18 protein-coding genes and 1 riboswitch are annotated in these 17,267 nt (G+C 36.5%); of the genes, 5 read left to right on the top strand and 13 right to left on the bottom strand.

From position 1 onward, the window contains the following. Positions 1 to 18: 18 nt before the first annotated feature. The 9 genes from gabD to FS802_RS25930 all read right to left on the bottom strand — a co-directional run bounded on the left by gabD (position 19) and on the right by FS802_RS25930 (position 10,307). Positions 19 to 1,470: an NADP-dependent succinate-semialdehyde dehydrogenase gene (gabD, locus tag FS802_RS25970; protein WP_088106795.1), complete on the bottom strand. Its 1,452-nt coding sequence runs from the start codon at positions 1,468 to 1,470 to the stop codon at positions 19 to 21. Then, complete coding sequence (locus FS802_RS25965; protein WP_000232671.1) at positions 1,463 to 2,830, bottom strand: sigma-54 interaction domain-containing protein; 1,368 nt, start codon at positions 2,828 to 2,830, stop codon at positions 1,463 to 1,465. The genes gabD and FS802_RS25965 overlap by 8 nt, the downstream gene beginning before the upstream one ends. A gap of 115 nt (positions 2,831 to 2,945) precedes the next feature. Next, a complete protein-coding gene (gabT, locus tag FS802_RS25960) occupies positions 2,946 to 4,310 on the bottom strand; it encodes a 4-aminobutyrate--2-oxoglutarate transaminase (RefSeq protein ID WP_176547017.1) in 1,365 nt (454 codons plus the stop codon). Between the two features lie 154 nt (positions 4,311 to 4,464). Further along, a complete protein-coding gene (locus tag FS802_RS25955) occupies positions 4,465 to 5,211 on the bottom strand; it encodes an HAD family hydrolase (protein ID WP_000416640.1) in 747 nt (248 codons plus the stop codon). Between the two features lie 137 nt (positions 5,212 to 5,348). Then, positions 5,349 to 6,254 carry a diacylglycerol kinase gene (locus FS802_RS25950; protein WP_000977669.1) on the bottom strand — a complete coding sequence of 302 codons (906 nt, stop codon included), beginning with the start codon at positions 6,252 to 6,254 and terminating at the stop codon, positions 5,349 to 5,351. 469 nt (positions 6,255 to 6,723) lie between these two features. Continuing rightward, positions 6,724 to 8,151 (bottom strand): Asp-tRNA(Asn)/Glu-tRNA(Gln) amidotransferase subunit GatB, encoded by a 1,428-nt coding sequence (gene gatB / locus FS802_RS25945; RefSeq protein WP_098653525.1) that lies wholly within the window; start codon positions 8,149 to 8,151, stop codon positions 6,724 to 6,726. Between the two features lie 14 nt (positions 8,152 to 8,165). Further along, complete coding sequence (gene gatA / locus FS802_RS25940) at positions 8,166 to 9,623, bottom strand: Asp-tRNA(Asn)/Glu-tRNA(Gln) amidotransferase subunit GatA (RefSeq protein ID WP_000051449.1); 1,458 nt, start codon at positions 9,621 to 9,623, stop codon at positions 8,166 to 8,168. Between the two features lie 15 nt (positions 9,624 to 9,638). Next, a complete protein-coding gene (gene gatC / locus FS802_RS25935; RefSeq protein WP_000086999.1) occupies positions 9,639 to 9,929 on the bottom strand; it encodes an Asp-tRNA(Asn)/Glu-tRNA(Gln) amidotransferase subunit GatC in 291 nt (96 codons plus the stop codon). 141 nt (positions 9,930 to 10,070) lie between these two features. Continuing rightward, positions 10,071 to 10,307, bottom strand: coding sequence for a YiaA/YiaB family inner membrane protein (locus tag FS802_RS25930; protein WP_001254393.1), 237 nt, complete (start codon positions 10,305 to 10,307; stop codon positions 10,071 to 10,073). 231 nt (positions 10,308 to 10,538) lie between these two features. On the opposite strand from FS802_RS25930, the gene FS802_RS25925 reads away from it, so the two are divergent. The 4 genes from FS802_RS25925 (at position 10,539) to FS802_RS25910 (ending at position 13,008) form a co-directional block, all read left to right on the top strand. Next, positions 10,539 to 11,021: a MarR family winged helix-turn-helix transcriptional regulator gene (locus FS802_RS25925; protein WP_000942477.1), complete on the top strand. Its 483-nt coding sequence runs from the start codon at positions 10,539 to 10,541 to the stop codon at positions 11,019 to 11,021. 75 nt (positions 11,022 to 11,096) lie between these two features. After that, positions 11,097 to 12,278 carry an ArsA family ATPase gene (locus tag FS802_RS25920; protein ID WP_078183498.1) on the top strand — a complete coding sequence of 394 codons (1,182 nt, stop codon included), beginning with the start codon at positions 11,097 to 11,099 and terminating at the stop codon, positions 12,276 to 12,278. Further along, positions 12,271 to 12,462 carry a DUF3926 domain-containing protein gene (locus FS802_RS25915; RefSeq protein WP_001206441.1) on the top strand — a complete coding sequence of 64 codons (192 nt, stop codon included), beginning with the start codon at positions 12,271 to 12,273 and terminating at the stop codon, positions 12,460 to 12,462. The genes FS802_RS25920 and FS802_RS25915 overlap by 8 nt, the downstream gene beginning before the upstream one ends. Before the next feature lie 63 nt (positions 12,463 to 12,525). Then, a complete protein-coding gene (locus tag FS802_RS25910) occupies positions 12,526 to 13,008 on the top strand; it encodes an HXXEE domain-containing protein (protein WP_002096901.1) in 483 nt (160 codons plus the stop codon). A gap of 170 nt (positions 13,009 to 13,178) precedes the next feature. Here the strand turns inward: FS802_RS25910 and FS802_RS25905 are convergent, their stop codons facing one another. Genes FS802_RS25905 through FS802_RS25895 form a run of 3 tightly spaced genes read right to left on the bottom strand, consistent with a single transcriptional unit; the run spans position 13,179 to position 15,729 of the window. Beyond that, positions 13,179 to 14,033, bottom strand: coding sequence for a MetQ/NlpA family ABC transporter substrate-binding protein (locus FS802_RS25905; protein ID WP_000721587.1), 855 nt, complete (start codon positions 14,031 to 14,033; stop codon positions 13,179 to 13,181). 21 nt (positions 14,034 to 14,054) lie between these two features. Next, positions 14,055 to 14,720, bottom strand: coding sequence for a methionine ABC transporter permease (locus tag FS802_RS25900; protein ID WP_001261882.1), 666 nt, complete (start codon positions 14,718 to 14,720; stop codon positions 14,055 to 14,057). Then, positions 14,710 to 15,729, bottom strand: a complete 1,020-nt coding sequence (locus tag FS802_RS25895; RefSeq protein WP_000622977.1) for a methionine ABC transporter ATP-binding protein — start codon at positions 15,727 to 15,729, stop codon at positions 14,710 to 14,712. Before FS802_RS25895 ends, FS802_RS25900 begins: the two co-directional genes overlap by 11 nt. Positions 15,730 to 15,852: 123 nt before the next feature. Continuing rightward, positions 15,853 to 15,958: riboswitch (SAM riboswitch) on the bottom strand. Positions 15,959 to 16,198: 240 nt separating this feature from the next. Here FS802_RS25895 and FS802_RS25890 point away from each other — a divergent pair. Continuing rightward, the gene (locus FS802_RS25890; RefSeq protein ID WP_002096904.1) at positions 16,199 to 16,762 is read left to right on the top strand and encodes a cysteine hydrolase family protein; all 564 of its coding nucleotides are present in this window, start codon (positions 16,199 to 16,201) and stop codon (positions 16,760 to 16,762) included. A 244-nt stretch (positions 16,763 to 17,006) separates the two neighbouring features. On the opposite strand, the gene FS802_RS31270 is transcribed toward FS802_RS25890, so the two are convergent. Next, entirely contained in the window at positions 17,007 to 17,144 is a 138-nt protein-coding gene (locus FS802_RS31270; protein ID WP_000521651.1) for a hypothetical protein, read from the bottom strand. Positions 17,145 to 17,267: the final 123 nt, after the last annotated feature.

Here is a 17,267-nt window from a genome sequence, read left to right as displayed (position 1 = left end):
GAGATTCTAGTATACTACTTATAGTCCTAATGAAATATATTTAATTTCTAAATATTCCTCGATACCGAAATGCCCTCCTTCACGGCCAATACCACTTTCTTTAAAGCCACCAAACGGTGCTTGTGCAACTGATGGAAGTCCATCATTTAATCCGATAATACCGTACTCTAATGCCTCGCTAACTTGGAATGCTTGACTAATATCTTTTGTGAAAATATAAGCAGCTAAGCCATATGGTGTATTATTTGCACGTTCGATTACTTCTTCAACCGTTTTAAATTTCGCAACTGGTGCAACTGGACCGAATGTTTCTTCATTCATACAAAGCATCGTATCGTTCGCCAATCCAATTACAGTTGGTTGCATAAAGTGTCCATCTAGCTCTGCAACCTTTTGGCCACCAAATAAAACTTTTCCACCCTTTTGAATAGCATCTTCAATATGTTCCTGTACTTTCGAAACTGCATTCTCGTCAATAAGTGGTCCTACAGTCGTTCCATCACCGAAACCGTCTCCTACTTTTAACTGCCCTACTGCCTTTTGAAACTTCTCTGCAAATACTTCATACACTTCTTCCTGAACAAATACTCGGTTTGTACATATACACGTTTGTCCTGCGTTACGGAATTTCGAACCGATTACCGCCTCTACCGCTTTATCTAAGTCCGCATCATTCATAACAATAAACGGCGCGTGACCACCTAACTCAAGTGAAACCTTTTTCATCGTTTGTGCAGCACTAGCCATTAATTCTTTCCCAATCTCAGTTGATCCTGTAAAGGAAACTTTTCGAACACGTCCATCTTCCATCCACGTATCAGCAATTGCTTTCGCACTGCCTGTTACAATATTTATTACGCCTTTTGGAATGTCCGCTTCATGGGCTAATTCAGCTAATTTCAAAGCAGTTAACGGCGTTTGGCTTGCCGGTTTTACAACTGCCGTACATCCCGCTGCAAGCGCCGGGGCTACCTTTCTCGTAATCATAGCAGCCGGGAAGTTCCAAGGTGTAATAGCGGCCATAACTCCAACCGGTTGTTTCATAACTAAAATACGTTTATTCGGATGAGAAGCAGGAATCATTTCGCCATATACGCGTTTACCTTCTTCTGCATACCATTCAACAAAGCTATTGGCATAATTCACTTCACCAAGTGCTTCTGCAAACGGCTTTCCTTGTTCTCTCGTCATAATCGCTGCAATCTCTTCTTTATTTTCATCGATAAGTGTGAACCATTTTTTTAACTTCACTGCACGGTCTGCTGCTGTTAACTTAGACCATGATTTAAAAGCTTCATGAGCAGCATCAACAGCTTGCTTTGCCTCTGTTACCCCGCCCTTTGGTACCGTCGCAAATATTTCTTTCGTTGCTGGATTATTTACTTCGATTTGTTCTTGCAATGTAATCCACTCACCATTTATATACATCGCCTTTTTCTCTACATTTACAAACGTCGCTTTTTTATCCAATGTGTTCTTCCTCCTCTATAAGTTTCTTTATCTTCCTAGTGGCAGCAGATTGACTTATTTTTAAAAACTCCGCTACTTTATAACTCGATCCATATGTTTTATATGCTTTCAAAATAATATTCCGTTCTACTTCTTCTAACATTTTATAGAGACTTTGGCCGGACTGTTCAACCGTTGATTCTTGCATTGCTATTGGCAAATCTTCTATCGTAACGATATCATCAGCAGTTATAACAATTCGCTCAATCACATTTTCAATCTCTCTATTATTTCCTTCCCATGGGTAACCAACAAACATTTGCAATGTGCTAGGCGCTAATTTTACATTCCGGCCATATTTTTCGTTAAAGTGCTGTAAATAATGATAAATGAGTGGCAAAATGTCTTCGGTTCTTTCCCTGAGTGGTGGAATTACAATTGGAATGACATTCAGACGATAATATAAATCTTTCCGGAATGTTCCTTGTTTCACCATCATATTTAAATCTCTATTTGTAGCCGCTACAATTCTAACGTCCACCTTTTTTAATTCTCTTCCGCCAATAGGACGAAACGTTTTTTCTTGCAACACTTGCAAAAGTTTCGCTTGAATTTCAAGCGGCATTTCGCCAATTTCATCTAAGAAAAGAGTTCCTTTATGAGCTGATTCTAATAGTCCCTTTTTCCCTTCACGATTCGCACCTGTAAAAGATCCACCTGAGTATCCAAAAAGCTCTGATTCAATTAAATTCGTTGGCAATGCCGCACAATTAATTTCATAGAAACTTTCATTCTTCCTGTTACTCACTTCATGTAAATGACGTACTAATCGACTCTTCCCTACTCCTGTCTCACCTAAAACGAGAACTGTACTATCTACCACAGATACTTTCTTGATTGTCTCGACTATTTTTTGCATAGCGATACTTTTAAAAATAAGTCCTTCATGTTCATATGTTTCTCTTAATTCTTTTTTATATGTTTTTAACTGATTATCCATTTCCTCTACCTTTTGACGTAATTGGTAGAGTTCTGTAAGATCACGGGAATAACTAATTACCCTTCTTAAATTTCCCTCATTATCAAAAACAGGCCTTGTACGAACATGTAAATACTCTCCTGATTTTGTCGTTTGAACGAGTTCAATCGGTCTCTTTTTTTCAATTACTTCTAACGTTGCTGATGGATAAAAGATACCATCCTTCTGCAATTCTTTCACATGCTTACCTACTAACTCTTTAGCAGCTAGTTGATAGTGCCTTTCACATGTACTATTTACACGCACAACGATTCCCTTTTCGTCAGTCACAAAAATTTCGTCAAACGCATATTCAAATACATCTTGTAAATCCATTAACACTCGTTCCTTTTCTCCAACCATCCTAGCCACCCCTAACTTCCAATACATCGATTCACTTCACTACCTTTATTATAAAGTGAATTTTCTGCATTTTATATAGAGTCAGCTAGAATGTTTGCGATTTATTATTTAGCTTTTAAACACGAGCAGTATTTGCTTTCTCATAACAGACTTGCAATGATTCTTCAATTATTGTTAATCCTTCTTCAAGTTGCTCATCTGTAATAACTAATGGCATTAACACACGAATAACATTACCGTATGTCCCTGCTGATAGTAGGAGTAATCCGCGTTTATTTGCCTCTGCGCACAAATTAGCTGTTAACGTTTTATCAGGTGCTTTCGTCTTCCGATCTTGAACAAGCTCGAATGCACACATTGCTCCTAAACCACGCACATCACCGATGCAATTATATTTATTTTTCATCTCTTCGAATCGATTCATTACAAATTTCCCCAATTCTATCGCTCTATCATTTAAATTCTCTTTTTCTATTACATCAAGCACTGCTAATGCTGCTGCACATCCTAGTGGGCTTCCTGCATACGTTCCACCAAGCTCTCCTGGCGCAGACTCATTCATAATTTCCTTGCGCCCAATAACGCCACTAATTGGTACACCAGCGCCTAATGATTTAGATACCGTAATTAAATCTGGAACGACATCATAATGATCAATGGCAAAGTATTTTCCTGTACGGCTAAATCCTGTTTGAATTTCATCAGCTACAAATAAGATGCCGTGTTCTGAACAAATATTGCGTACTTCTTGCACAAACTTCTTACTCGGAACGATAAATCCGCCTTCCCCTTGAACAGGTTCCATTACAACGGCTGCAATTGTTTCTGGTGCTACCTCTGATATGAAGAAATTCTTAAACTCTTCAATAATAAAGTCATCGTACTGCTCTTCCGTTAATCCTTCTGGACGGCGATATTCGTACGGAAACGGCGCTTTATATACTTCTGGAGCGAATGGGCCAAATCCAAATTTATATGGCTTTACTTTACTTGTCATCGTCATTGTCATTAATGTACGCCCATGGAATCCTTTAGAAAATGCAATAATACCAGGTCTTTTTGTATATTTACGAGCAATTTTCACTGCGTTTTCAACCGCTTCTGCACCACTATTTAAAAATAGTACTTGCTTATCAAAACTTCCTGGTGCTAATGCCGCAAGTTTTTCTGCTAATTCAATATATGGCTCATACATCATGACATTAAATCCAGTATGAATGTATTGATCTACTTGTTTATGGAGCGCTTCTTTAACAGCTGGATGACAATGTCCTACGTTAATTGTTCCGATTGCTCCCGCGAAATCAATGTACTGATTGCCATCAACATCTGTTACAAGAGAACCATTTGCAGATTGTACAAACGTTGGGATGCCGTTACTTACTCCTTTTGGTACTATATTTTGGCGGCGTTCTAATAAAGACGCTGCTTTCGGTCCAGGAATTTGTTCATTTACTTTAGCAAATTTTTTTGTGTTCATTACGTACCCCATCCTTTTCTTTACATTGTTTTCTCTTTTCATTGCAAAATGTATGCCAACGTTCTTTCCCAGCATTCATCCTGCATACCTTCTATGTCGACATAAAAAATAAGTCTATAAAGACTCATTAAGAGTCCTTATAGACTTATTTTTCTTACACATTAGACTTTCCTTGTTCCCAAATCAACTCACCCGAATGAGAAATAAACTCCCCTACAGATTGTACTACTAAATCCGCAAGTGGTTCTAAAGTTTGACGATCTCCTGTGCCAGACAGTACTCCAATGGCATAGCAATCGCCGCCATTTCTCGCTAAATATAAATCAGTCGGTGTATCTCCAACGATGGCTACTTCACATGCTTCTAAATGAAACTTCTCACAAAAAGACTCTACAATTCTTTTATCTGGTTTTTGTGCCGGAAACGTATCTGAAGCTACAACATAATCAAAAAAAGACTCTAATTGATACTGTTTTAAAAACAATTCTGTCGGTGCAAAATCATCAGCTGTAACAACACCTAAAATAAATCCTCTATCCTTTAAACCTTGTAAAATTCTCGGTAAATCCGCCGTCATTTTCATATAGGAACGATGCTCATACATAAGAGAAAATAACTTTTCACTTACCCACTCATGCATCTCCTCTTCCTTAGATGACGTAATATACTTACAAAGCCCCTTTGCAACATCAAGGCTCGTTCCAGCAGCTATTGCGCTACGAGGATGAACAAATGCCCCATCCACACCGATTTCTTTTAATAAAGCCTGCTGCATTGACTGTGGGAGTTGATATAATTTTATACATTCAGCGACAAGCTCTTCAGCTACTTTTATCCAAATTGAATGAAAATCCATTAATGTCCCGTCTTTATCAAATAATATTGCTTTTACCTTCTCCATAGCACCCTACCTCTCGTTTCTTATCTCCTCCAGTGTATCAATAAAGTATGGATATAAAATAAACGAATTGTAAAAATACCATAAAAATCAAACTAACTTCCAATTTACAATTCCTCTATATAATAAAAAGGATGCCTTTACAGGGCATCCTCTTGTTGTTCAGGAACAAATAGTTCAAGACAATGATATATATTTTCGAATTCCATCGGTGCATCTCCACCGTATTCACCATCTAAATTAATCATTAGTTTATCTGGTGAATGCACTTTAATTCGGTTTGCTTGCGTGTATAGCACTTTTGGATTGTTAATATGTTCACCACGCTGCGCTTGTGTTGCTGCTTTAATTAAGTCAGCGATAGAACCTTTTTTCAGTACTAATAAATCAAATAAGCCATCATTAATCGATGCATATGGTGCTACTTTTTCGAATCCACCAACTGAACGAGTATTCGTAATTAAAAACATCGTAATTTCTTCTTGTAGCAACTTTCCATCATACTCGATTTCAACATATGTTGGATGTAATGATGGTAGCATTTCGATTCCTTTTAAATAATAAGCAAGTTGGCCTAATACCGTTTTTAGCTTGCTTGGCACTTCATATGTTAATTCTGTAATACGGCCGCCACCTGCGATATTAATGAAATATGTATCATTCGCTCTACCAAGATCTAACGGAACTGTTTTCCCTTCACAAATAATATCCGCAGCCTCTTCAATAGCACGAGGTACACCGATCGCACGCGCAAAATCATTTGTCGTTCCAACTGGAATAATTCCAAACTTTGGACGATGTTCATGTCCTACTAAACCGTTCACCACTTCATTTAATGTACCATCACCACCAGCTGCGATAACAACATCAAACTTACGATCCGCAGCTTGCCTCGCTGCCACAGTCGCATCTCCAGGACCAGTTGTCGCATGACAAGACGCTTCATATCCAGCTTGTTCTAATTTTTGTAATACTTCCGGTAAGCTCTTCTTAAATAGCTCGCGCCCAGAAGTAGGATTATAAATAATTCTTGCTCGCTTCATCATTTATTAGCACAGGAAATTTCTTTATATATTGAAAAAGAACATACCGAACTTCTATTCAGTATTCCCATGCCTACCTCCTCTCATCTTCCTATCCTTCTTTTATCTCGCTCAAACAGGCAGTAAGAACCCGATTCGTGTAGTCCATCAAAAGTAAATATTCATTTCAATGGTTTTGTTTTATTTTACAAAAATTTATGTCCATCTATTTCCTCACAACAATTTACATGTAACGAATAATAATTATCTATTATTTCATGAGATAAAAAAAACCTCTATGTCTAGATTTATCATTATTCCCACCTTTTTGCAACTATCATACCATAGTTGCTATACAAACATTTTTCCACTTTTGACAGTTAATCAAACGTTTGTTTAAACGATCTTCTCTCATTTAAACAAACGTTTGATTAACCTAGAAAAACACCCATGTACGGGTGTTTTTCTGCTTAATCTTTACAAGTTACTATTATTATCGCTTATTAATCTCTTCAAGTAAGATTTTGTTAACAAGCGGCGGATTTGCTTGTCCTTTTGTAGCTTTCATAATTTGACCAACTAAGAAGCCAATTGCACGGTCTTTACCGTTTTTAAAGTCTTCGATAGATTGCTCATTATTATCAAGAATTTCTGTTACAACTTTACGAAGTGTATCCTCGTCAGAAATTTGAACAAGACCTTTTGCTTTAACGATTTCCTCTGGGTCTCCACCTTTTTCAATTAATTCGTTAAATACTTTCTTCGCGATTTTAGAAGAAATTGTACCTTTTTCAATTAATTGAACCATTTTAGATAAACCAGCAGGCGTTAATGCAACGTCTTTTAATTCTTTTTGTTGTTTGTTTAAGTATGCAAGCACTTCACCCATTAACCAGTTTGATGTTAGTTTCGCATCTGCTCCATCTTCAATTGCTGCTTCAAAGAAATCAGACATCTCTTTCGTTAATGTTAATACGTGTGCATCATAAGCTGGTAAGCCAATTTCTGCAACGTAGCGAGCTTTACGTGCATCTGGAAGTTCTGGAATCGAAGCACGAATTTCTTCTTTCCACTCATCATCGATGTAAAGTTCAACTAAGTCTGGCTCTGGGAAGTAACGGTAATCGTCAGATCCCTCTTTCACACGCATTAAGATTGTTTTCTTCGTTGCTTCATCATAACGACGTGTTTCTTGTTGGATGATACCACCAGATAACAATTCTTTCTCTTGACGCACTTGCTCGTGCTCAAGACCTTTTTGTACGTAAGTGAATGAGTTTAAGTTTTTCAGTTCCGCTTTTGTACCGAACTTCTCTTGTCCAACTGGACGAAGAGAAATGTTCGCATCACAACGTAGAGAACCTTCTTCCATCTTACAATCAGATACGCCAGTGTATTGAATGATTGATTTTAACTTCTCTAAGTATGCATATGCTTCTTCTGGCGTACGCATATCTGGCTCAGATACGATCTCGATTAAAGGCATACCTTGACGGTTATAGTCTACTAATGAACCATCAGCTGTATGCGTTGATTTACCAGCATCTTCTTCTAAATGAAGACGTGTAATACCGATACGTTTCTTTTTACCGTCTACTTCAATTTCAATCCAACCATTTTCACCAATTGGCTTATCGAATTGAGAAATTTGGTAAGCTTTCGGATTATCTGGGTAGAAATAGTTTTTACGGTCGAACTTCGTTTCCGTTGCGATTTCACAGTTTAATGCCATTGCAGCTTTCATTGCAAAGTTAACTGCTTCTTTATTTAAAGTAGGAAGTACCCCTGGGTATCCTAAGTCAATTACACTTGTTTGTGTATTTGGCTCCGCTCCGAATTCTGTTGGACTCGCAGAGAAAATTTTCGAATTTGTTTTTAACTCAACGTGAACCTCTAAACCAATAATTGTTTCTAAATTCATCTATGCTCGCCTCCTTACAGACTTGCTTTTTTTGTATGATAGTCTGTTGCTTGCTCAAACGCATGTGCAACGCGGTAAATTGTCGCTTCATCGAAGTGTTTACCAATGATTTGTAGACCAAGTGGCATGTTGTTAGCACCGAATCCACATGGAACAGAAATCGCTGGAACACCCGCTAAGTTTACTGGGATTGTTAAAATGTCATTTGCATACATTGTCATTGGATCATCAACTTTTTCGCCCACTTTAAATGCCGGAGTTGGCGTTGTTGGTCCAATAATAACATCGTAGTTAGCAAATACATTTTCAAAGTCGTTTTTAATTAATGTACGTACCTGTTGTGCTTTCTTGTAGTATGCATCATAGTAACCAGAGCTAAGTGCAAATGTACCAAGCATAATACGACGTTTTACTTCATCACCAAAACCTTCGCTACGTGTGTTTTTGTAAAGGTCTAATAAATTATTTACATTATCAGAACGAACACCGTAACGTACGCCATCAAAGCGTGAAAGGTTAGCAGATGCTTCAGAAGAAGATAATAAGTAATACGTTGCTAGAGCGTATTTAGAGTGTGGAAGAGATACTTCCTCCCAAGTTGCGCCCATACCTTCTAATACTTTTAAAGCAGCTAGTACTGACTCACGAGCTTCTTCGCCAACACCTTCTCCTAAGTATTCTTTCGGTACAGCAATGCGTAAACCTTTAACGTCGCCTGTTAAACCAGCTAAATAGTTTCCTACTTCAACGTTAGCAGAAGTTGCATCCATACGGTCAATACCTGAAATAGCTTGTAATAAGTATGCATTATCTTCTACTGTACGTGTAATCGGTCCGATTTGGTCAAGTGAAGATGCGAATGCTACTAATCCGTAACGAGATACGCGTCCGTAAGTTGGTTTTAAACCTACAACGCCGCAATATGCAGCTGGCTGACGGATAGAACCACCCGTATCAGAACCTAGAGAGAATAATACTTCTCCTGCTGCTACAGCTGCTGCAGAACCACCACTAGATCCGCCTGGAACGTAATCTAAGTTCCATGGATTTTTCGTAGCGTAGAAACCTGAGTTTTCATTTGAAGAACCCATTGCGAACTCGTCCATATTTAACTTACCGATTGTAACTGTGTCAGCAGCTTTTAGCTTTTGCACAACTGTTGCATCATAAATTGGATCAAAGTTTGCTAACATTTTGCTCGCACAAGTTGTACGAAGACCGTTAGTTACAATGTTATCTTTTACACCAATTGGCATACCGAATAATAAACCATTATCTTCAGCACCAATTTTCGCGTCTAATTCTTTCGCTTTCGCGCGTGCGTTTTCTTCATCTAATGTAAGAAAAGCTTTTACGTTATCTTCAACATCCGCAATACGTTTGTAAGATTCTTCTACTAAATCCGTAACGGAAATTTCTTTGTTGTTTAACTTCTTATGTAACTCTGATACGGAATGATCAAATAATGACATCGAAATTCCCCTCCTCTATTCTAATACTGCTGGAACACGGATTTGATTATCTTTGTGATCCGGTGCATTTTTTAATACTTCTTCGACTGGTAAACCTTTTTCTGGTACATCTTCACGCATAACATTTTTCATAGTTAATACATGAGTTGTTGGTTTTACATCAGTTGTATCTAATTCATTTAACTGTTCTGCAAATGTAACAATTGCATCTAGTTGTTTTTGAAATTTTTCAGCTTCTTGATCAGTAATTGCAAGACGTGCTAAATGTGCTACGTGCTTTACATTCTCAACGGAAATTCTTGACACGGCTAGGCCACCTCCATAATATATCGTTCAATCTACAATACTATTGATGATACCAAATTTTCAGTACTTCAAGCAAGTCAACACACGGCACTTACTGCATTTTTACATAAAAAAAGAAAGGCAAACGCCTTTCTTTACGATTTACTCTTTATCTAACGGTTTATTTTTCGGAAATCTCTCGTTATCTTCTTCATTATCACGAATTGTTTTTTGTAATACAAAACAAGACATCGTCAAAAATAATGTTCCAATTAAATAATATCCTTTTACACTAAGCGTTTCATCTAACGTATAAATCCCAATTAGCATACCTGAAAGTGCACAAACAAATGAAGTCCATGCTAAAAACGTGAACGCTTGCGTATTACGTCTTCTCATCGTTCTCCCCCTCGTTAGCTATACATCCATTATAGATAAGTATATTTACCATGATGGATTTTTATGTAAGTTCTAGTTTTATATTTATACATCCATCATAAAAGAATACTATTTTAAAGTTAGTTTTCTGTCTAATCTGAAAAAACAGTTAAAATTATTGACATTTATTTCAATTCTGCATAAAATAAAAACAAATATTACGAACCTCGAAATATACGGGAGTGGAAATAATTGTTGCAATATGAACATTTTTTAGACTTACTGCTAGATAACGCCAAGAAACTTTTTTATCCTGAAGAATGGGTAAGCCTAGATTTAACACTTTCTAAAACAGAAGTATTTTGTTTACTTTGGATGGAGCGAAATACAGATATTACAATGACAAAAATTGCTGACCTTCTTGATATACCGATGAGTACAACGACAGGTGTTGTAAATCGCCTCGTAAAAAAGGGATATATTGAAAGGTACCGTGATGAAAACGACCGACGCATTGTATTAATTCGTTTAACAGAAAACGGCGTAATGCTCGTCCAAGAAGTAAAACAAAATGCAGCCCATTACTTTAACCTAGTGACAGAAGCATTATCAGAAGAAGAAAAAGCATTCTTACTACAAATCTTCCAAAAGATCATGAATCACATCGCTACGTCACAGCAAAAAACAGAAGAAAAGGTTTCTACACCTAAAATGAAAAACATTCCGATTGAATAAAACCCTAGTTGGGTTTTTATTCAATATTTTATTTCGGCACTCGTAATATTCGACACTCGAAACAAAGGGGATAGAATAATGAGAATTATTTTGTATACAGGTAAAGGCGGCGTAGGAAAAACTAGCATTTCAGCAGCAACAGCACTTCAAAGCGCAAAACAAGGATTAAAAACATTAGTAATGAGTACAGATCCTGCTCATAGTTTAGGAGATTCATTTGGTATAAAGCTATCTTCTGAGCCATTAGAAATTCGTGAAAATTTGTGGGCACAAGAAATTAATACGATTTATGAGATGGAAAAAGGCTGGGGGAAATTACAGAAATATATTACACTACTCTTCACTTCCAAAGCAGCTGATGATATTACAACAGAAGAATTAACAATGTTTCCTGGTATGGAAGATTTAATTAGCTTACTTCGCGTACTCGATTATTATAAACAAAACACATATGATGTTATCATCATTGATTGCGCTCCAACAGGAGAAACATTAGCAATGCTCAGTTTTCCAGACATGCTCGGCTGGTGGATGGAAAAACTCTTTCCTATTAAAAGAAAAGTTTTAAAAGTTGTTCGTCCTGTAGCTCAACCACTTCTTGGTGTCCCCCTTCCAACCGATGATATTATGGACGAATTAACGAATACACTTGAACAGCTCGGAGAAATGAGAGATATTTTATCAAATCGAGAAATAACAAGTATCCGCATCGTTGTAAATCCCGAAAAAATGGTCATTAAAGAAGCTCAGCGTAGCTTTACGTATTTAAATTTATACGATTATAACGTAGATGCCATTATGATTAACCGCGTCATCCCTAATACTGTCATCGATCCTTATTTTCAAGCATGGAAAGATACTCAAAAAAAATATAAAACATTAATTCAAGATAGTTTTCAGCCGCTTCCTATTTACGAAGCTCCTATGTTTGAACAAGAAGTTGTCGGTTTGTCCATGTTAGAGCGTGTAGGAGACGCTTTATTTAAATCAGATTCTTCTCCTACGGAAGTGAAATTTAACGGTCGCACTCAATATGTAAAAAAAGATGGCGATGAATATATTTTTGTACTTTCCATTCCCTTCTCTAACAAAAGTGAACTTGCATTAAATCAAAAAGGTGATGAGCTTATCATTCGTGCTGGTTCTGTGAAACGGAACATCACATTACCAAAAACATTAACACACCTTTCTATTCAAGGAGCAAAATTCGAAGATGATGTACTAAACATTCGATTTGGAGGTGTAGTGCATGCGTGAGGAACTACTACGGAAGGTAATTCGTACAAAAATAAAAGTCGGTATGAATATATTAGAAGAGTTACCTCCCCCAATCCAGCAATCAGCTAAGCAAATACTAAATATTTTGCAAGAGGAGCTATCTTCTTATGTTGCCGAACAACCACAACCTGAGAGTAATTTAAAAAGTATTGTAATTGAATAATCATATCCTTATAGAAGGCCTTTTCCTATAGGCTTTCTATCCCTTTATTGGAGCTGATGTAAATTGATAAAAACTTCTTCTGCAAGACACTTTACTACTCTTACAATCTGGCTAATTCCCTTTTTATTTTTCATTCATAACCTTGAAGAATCTTTCCAGATGCCACGATATCTTGCTAATCAATTTTCGATTACTTTTATAACTAGTCAACAATTTTTCATTGCGATTTCTGTATTAACTCTCTTTGTTTTACTTATCGTCTTTCTATATCAACTGAACTTCTTGTCTTCTATATACTGGATTATTTTTATACAAGGGGCTATCTTCTTCAACTCTGTTCAACATATTATTTTGTTTTTTATTTATCGTTCCTATAATCCTGGCGTAATATCAGCTGTTTTCATTGCTATTTTTTCTATTTTCTTTTTTTTATCCCAAAAATACTTAATTCATAAAAAGCAATTCGTAATTACACTTATTTTCAGCTTATTTTCTTACCCCATTATAATTTGGATTATCTTATTACTCGCTAGCTACTTTCAGTAATAAAAAAAGACCAGGAAAACTCCTGGTCCATCACTCTACTTAACAAACATTGGATTCTACGTTATACAGAATTGGAAGGTACAGAATTAGGGTTTTGTTTGTTAAGTAGATTATATGTTGAACGAGCTAACAGCGGAGGGGTTCCTACTGTTAATCGTTAAACCCGATAATTATTTTACGATTTTTTCAAGCTCCTCAAGTGAAAGATCTACTGAAATGGAACCATCATTTGTTTCTTTCTTAATTGCATCTGTTACTTCTTTTGAATGATATAGTTCAATTACTTTTTTCAGTGTTGGATCATCTTTATCTTTTGTACGAGCTGCGAAAATATTAATATATGGCTTCGCATTTTCATTCTTTGGATCTTCTAAGAAAATTGGATCCTTCGCTGGATCTAATCCAGCTTGACCAGCAACACCGTTATTAATAACTGAAGCTGCAACATCTTTTAATACACGAGGTGTTTGCTGTGCGATAACCGGTGTAATTTTTAACTTCTTCGGATTTTCAGCAATGCCGCTTGGATCTCCGAATAAGCCAAAGTCTTTCTTAAGCTTTAATAATCCAGCTGCATCAAGAAGTTTTAATGCACGAGCTTGGTTCGTTGGATCATTTGGAATCGCAATTTCTGAACCATCTGGAATTTCATTTGCCTTCTTATATTTTTCAGAGTATAAGCCCATTGGTGCAATTTGCGTTGTACCAACAGCTGTAATATCTAACTTATGCTCTTTTTTAAATTGCTCTAAGAAAGCAACGTGCTGGAATGAGTTTAGTTCAATATCTCCATCAGCTAACGCTTTATTTGGCGTTGTGTAATCAGAGAACTCAACCAGTTTAATTTTAATTCCCTCTTTTTCAGCTTTTTTCTTTAAAATTTCCCAAGCGTCTCCATCTGTTCCGGTTACGCCAACGCGAACTACTTTCTCTTTTGCTCCTGCCCCCGTGTCTCCACTTGAGCAGCCGCTTAACGCTGAAATTCCTACAATCGCTGATAATGCAAATGCTAAAATTTTCTTCATTTTCTTTTCCCCTCTTCCTTTTTATGTTCTGCGTAAAAAGACTTTCGCAAAGTAGTTTCCTAAATTTTGAGCTACCTGTACAAGAATAATAAGTAAAACGACCGTTACGAACATAACTGATGTATCAAAACGTTGATAACCATATGTCATCGCTAAGTCACCAAGACCGCCACCACCGACAAGCCCAGCAACTGCAGAAAATTCAATTAAACCAACTGTCATAAACGTAACACCTAAAATCAATGGCGCTAACGCTTCTGGCACAAGGATTTCAAAAACAATTCTAATTGGTGAAGCCCCCATCGCTTGAGCTGCTTCAATGACTCCCTTTGGAACTGAAACAAGGTTTGTTTCAACCATTCTAGCAATACCGATTGATGCAACTAACGTCATCGGAAAGATTGCTGCTGCTGTTCCAATCGTCGTTCCGATAACACTTCTTGTTAGTGGGCTTAAAGCTACTAAGAAGATAATGAATGGAACCGGACGAATTGTGTTAATAATGATATTAAGAATAGAAAAGACCCATTTATTTTCTAAAAAGTTCCCTTTTCTCGTTACATATAATAGTAAACCTAGAGGTATACCAAGAATTGTAGCAAATATAAGGGTTACAATTACCATTAAGAGGGTATCCCCCGTCGCATCTACTATGCGGGGCCAAAATATACTCCAATCAACTCGCATGAGCTTCTACCTCCTTCAGCTGCACTTGTAGTCGTAGATGTTGTAATGCTTTTTGAATTTCTTTCTGCTCACCTTGCAGTTCTACAAGTAGATTTCCAAATAGCACATTTTGAAGTTCAATAATATTTCCGTACAGTACGTTTACATCGACGTTATAGTTTTTCGCGATATATGATAGTACCGGCTGCCCTGTCTCTTCACCAGTAAATGTTAAGCGATAAATTTGTCCACCATTTTGAATTTTCCCTAGAACACTTTCCGGTAAATGATCATTAATAATGGAGCGTACAAAGTTTTGAGTTGTCTTTGTTTTTGGTTGTGTGAAAACGTCAAACAGTTTTCCTTCTTCAATAACCTTTCCCTTCTCCATTACAGCTACACGGTGACAAATTTCTTTCACAACATGCATTTCATGTGTAATGAGTAGAATCGTTACATTGTATTCTCGATTTACTTTCTTTAATAAGTTCAGAATCTCTGTCGTTGTTTCTGGATCTAAAGCTGATGTTGCCTCATCACATATAAGAATGTCTGGCGATGTTGCAAGTGCTCTAGCAATGCCAACACGTTGCTTTTGACCACCTGATAGTTGCTCTGGATAATAGTTTGCTTTATCTTCTAATCCTACAAACTTCAGCAGTTCATTTACTCTTTCTTTTATCTCATTCTTTGGTACTTTCGCTAACTTTAATGGGTATGCAATATTCCCAAACACTGTTCTTGAATTAAATAAATTAAAACTTTGAAAAATCATCCCGATTCTTTGTCTTAGCTTTCGTAATTCTTTCGTCGATAGTGATGTAATATCTTTATCATCTATTGAAATCGTTCCTGCCGTTGGTTTCTCTAACATATTTACTAGGCGTAATAACGTACTCTTTCCAGCGCCACTAAAACCGATGATACCGAAAATTTCGCCCTTCTCAACTGATAACGTTACATCCTCCACCGCATGAACAGATTGCCCACCTGATTCATATACTTTACTTACATTGTTAAAAGAAATCATTTTCTTCCCTCCTATATGCTGTAAAAACTTGAAGTAGAGCTTTCGAGGTAAAATAAAAAGTGCTCTCCTTCTTATCAACCGTAAAGATAAGAAGGAGAGCACTTATATGTACTCGTTCACATCTTCTCATCTTCCAAGCCTTTCATAGGCTTGCTGGAGTTAGCACGGTATTAAAAAACCCGTTGCTGAGGTATCGTAGGGCCAGTCCCTCCACCTCTCTGGATAAGAATGTATCGATTTAATTGTCGTTTAATTAATTCTCATTATAGAACTCAGAATAATAAGAGTCAATACATTTTTTAGAAAAATATTAATTATCCCTCTATTAAAATTTTCAAATAAAAAACCACATACAATAATGATTTTTAAAGTTATGTTAAATTCTCCTCCTTCATATTTTTTAAAAGGAGAATCCTTTCTATAAATTGAATACCATTATTTGAATATGAAATCGGAGGAAGATAAATATATGAAAACAGCTCTTTTACTCGTTGATATTCAAAATGATTATTTTCCACATGGAAAGATGGAATTGCGTAATCCAGTAGAAGCAAGCCAATATGCTAGTCAGCTGCTACAACTCTTTAGAACGAAAAACGAACCTATTTTTCATATCCAACATGTAGCAATAAAAGATGACGCTACTTTTTTCCTACCCAATACAGAAGGTGTACATATTCATGAAAGCGTACGTCCACTTAGAGAAGAAACCGTTATACTCAAACATTATCCAAATAGTTTTCGCGAAACTGATCTTCTAGAACAATTACAACGTTTAGACATTGAGCACGTCATCATATGCGGGATGATGACTCATATGTGTATTGATGCTACCGTAAGGGCTGCTTTTGATTTCGGCTTTCCATGTACCGTTATACATGATGCTTGTGCTACAAAAGATCTTTCTTTTAAGAATGCTACTATACCGGCCGTTTATATTCATAACACAATTTTGGCTAGTTTAAATGGAGTATATGCAACTGTAATGAGTACAGAGGAGTTTTTGGCTACAAAAAAACACTCCCTTCAGTGAGCAAAACCGAAAAGAGTGTTTCTTGTCAAACCATAGATTTTCTTTCAAATTGTATTATACAGGAAATTCTTAAAATGAATACTAAAAAATATGACTAATAAGTCAACTTTTCTCGTTGTTTTGTTTCTATTTACATGTTTATCCCGATATTAATAGGGTTTAGCTAGTTCTAAGTACCGAATAGTAATATATGGTACTTAGAACTGGTTTCTCCTATCAAAAACGTAACATATTATTTATCTGTTTATTTTTGCTTCTTTTTCAAATACTCCGCACGCAATTTTTCAATTTGCTGCTTTTTATCAAATTTGGCAGGCGTCTGTTTTTCATGAAACTTTGCCACGGCTACCTGACTTTTGTAATCCAATTGATATTTTCCCACTTTGTTCACCTACTTTTCTTGTCTTTAAAGAGAATCTATTCAACAAATATAGTATACCTTATTTACTGAAGTAAACCTTATTACTTTATTAGTTTTTCTACTCATATCTATCTTGATCCAAAT

The organism is Bacillus sp. DE0042 (genome assembly GCF_007680225.1).
GTDB lineage: Bacteria > Bacillota > Bacilli > Bacillales > Bacillaceae_G > Bacillus_A > Bacillus_A wiedmannii.
Note: the sequence above shows the minus strand (reverse complement) of the source record. Positions and strands in the feature narration are given on the sequence as shown.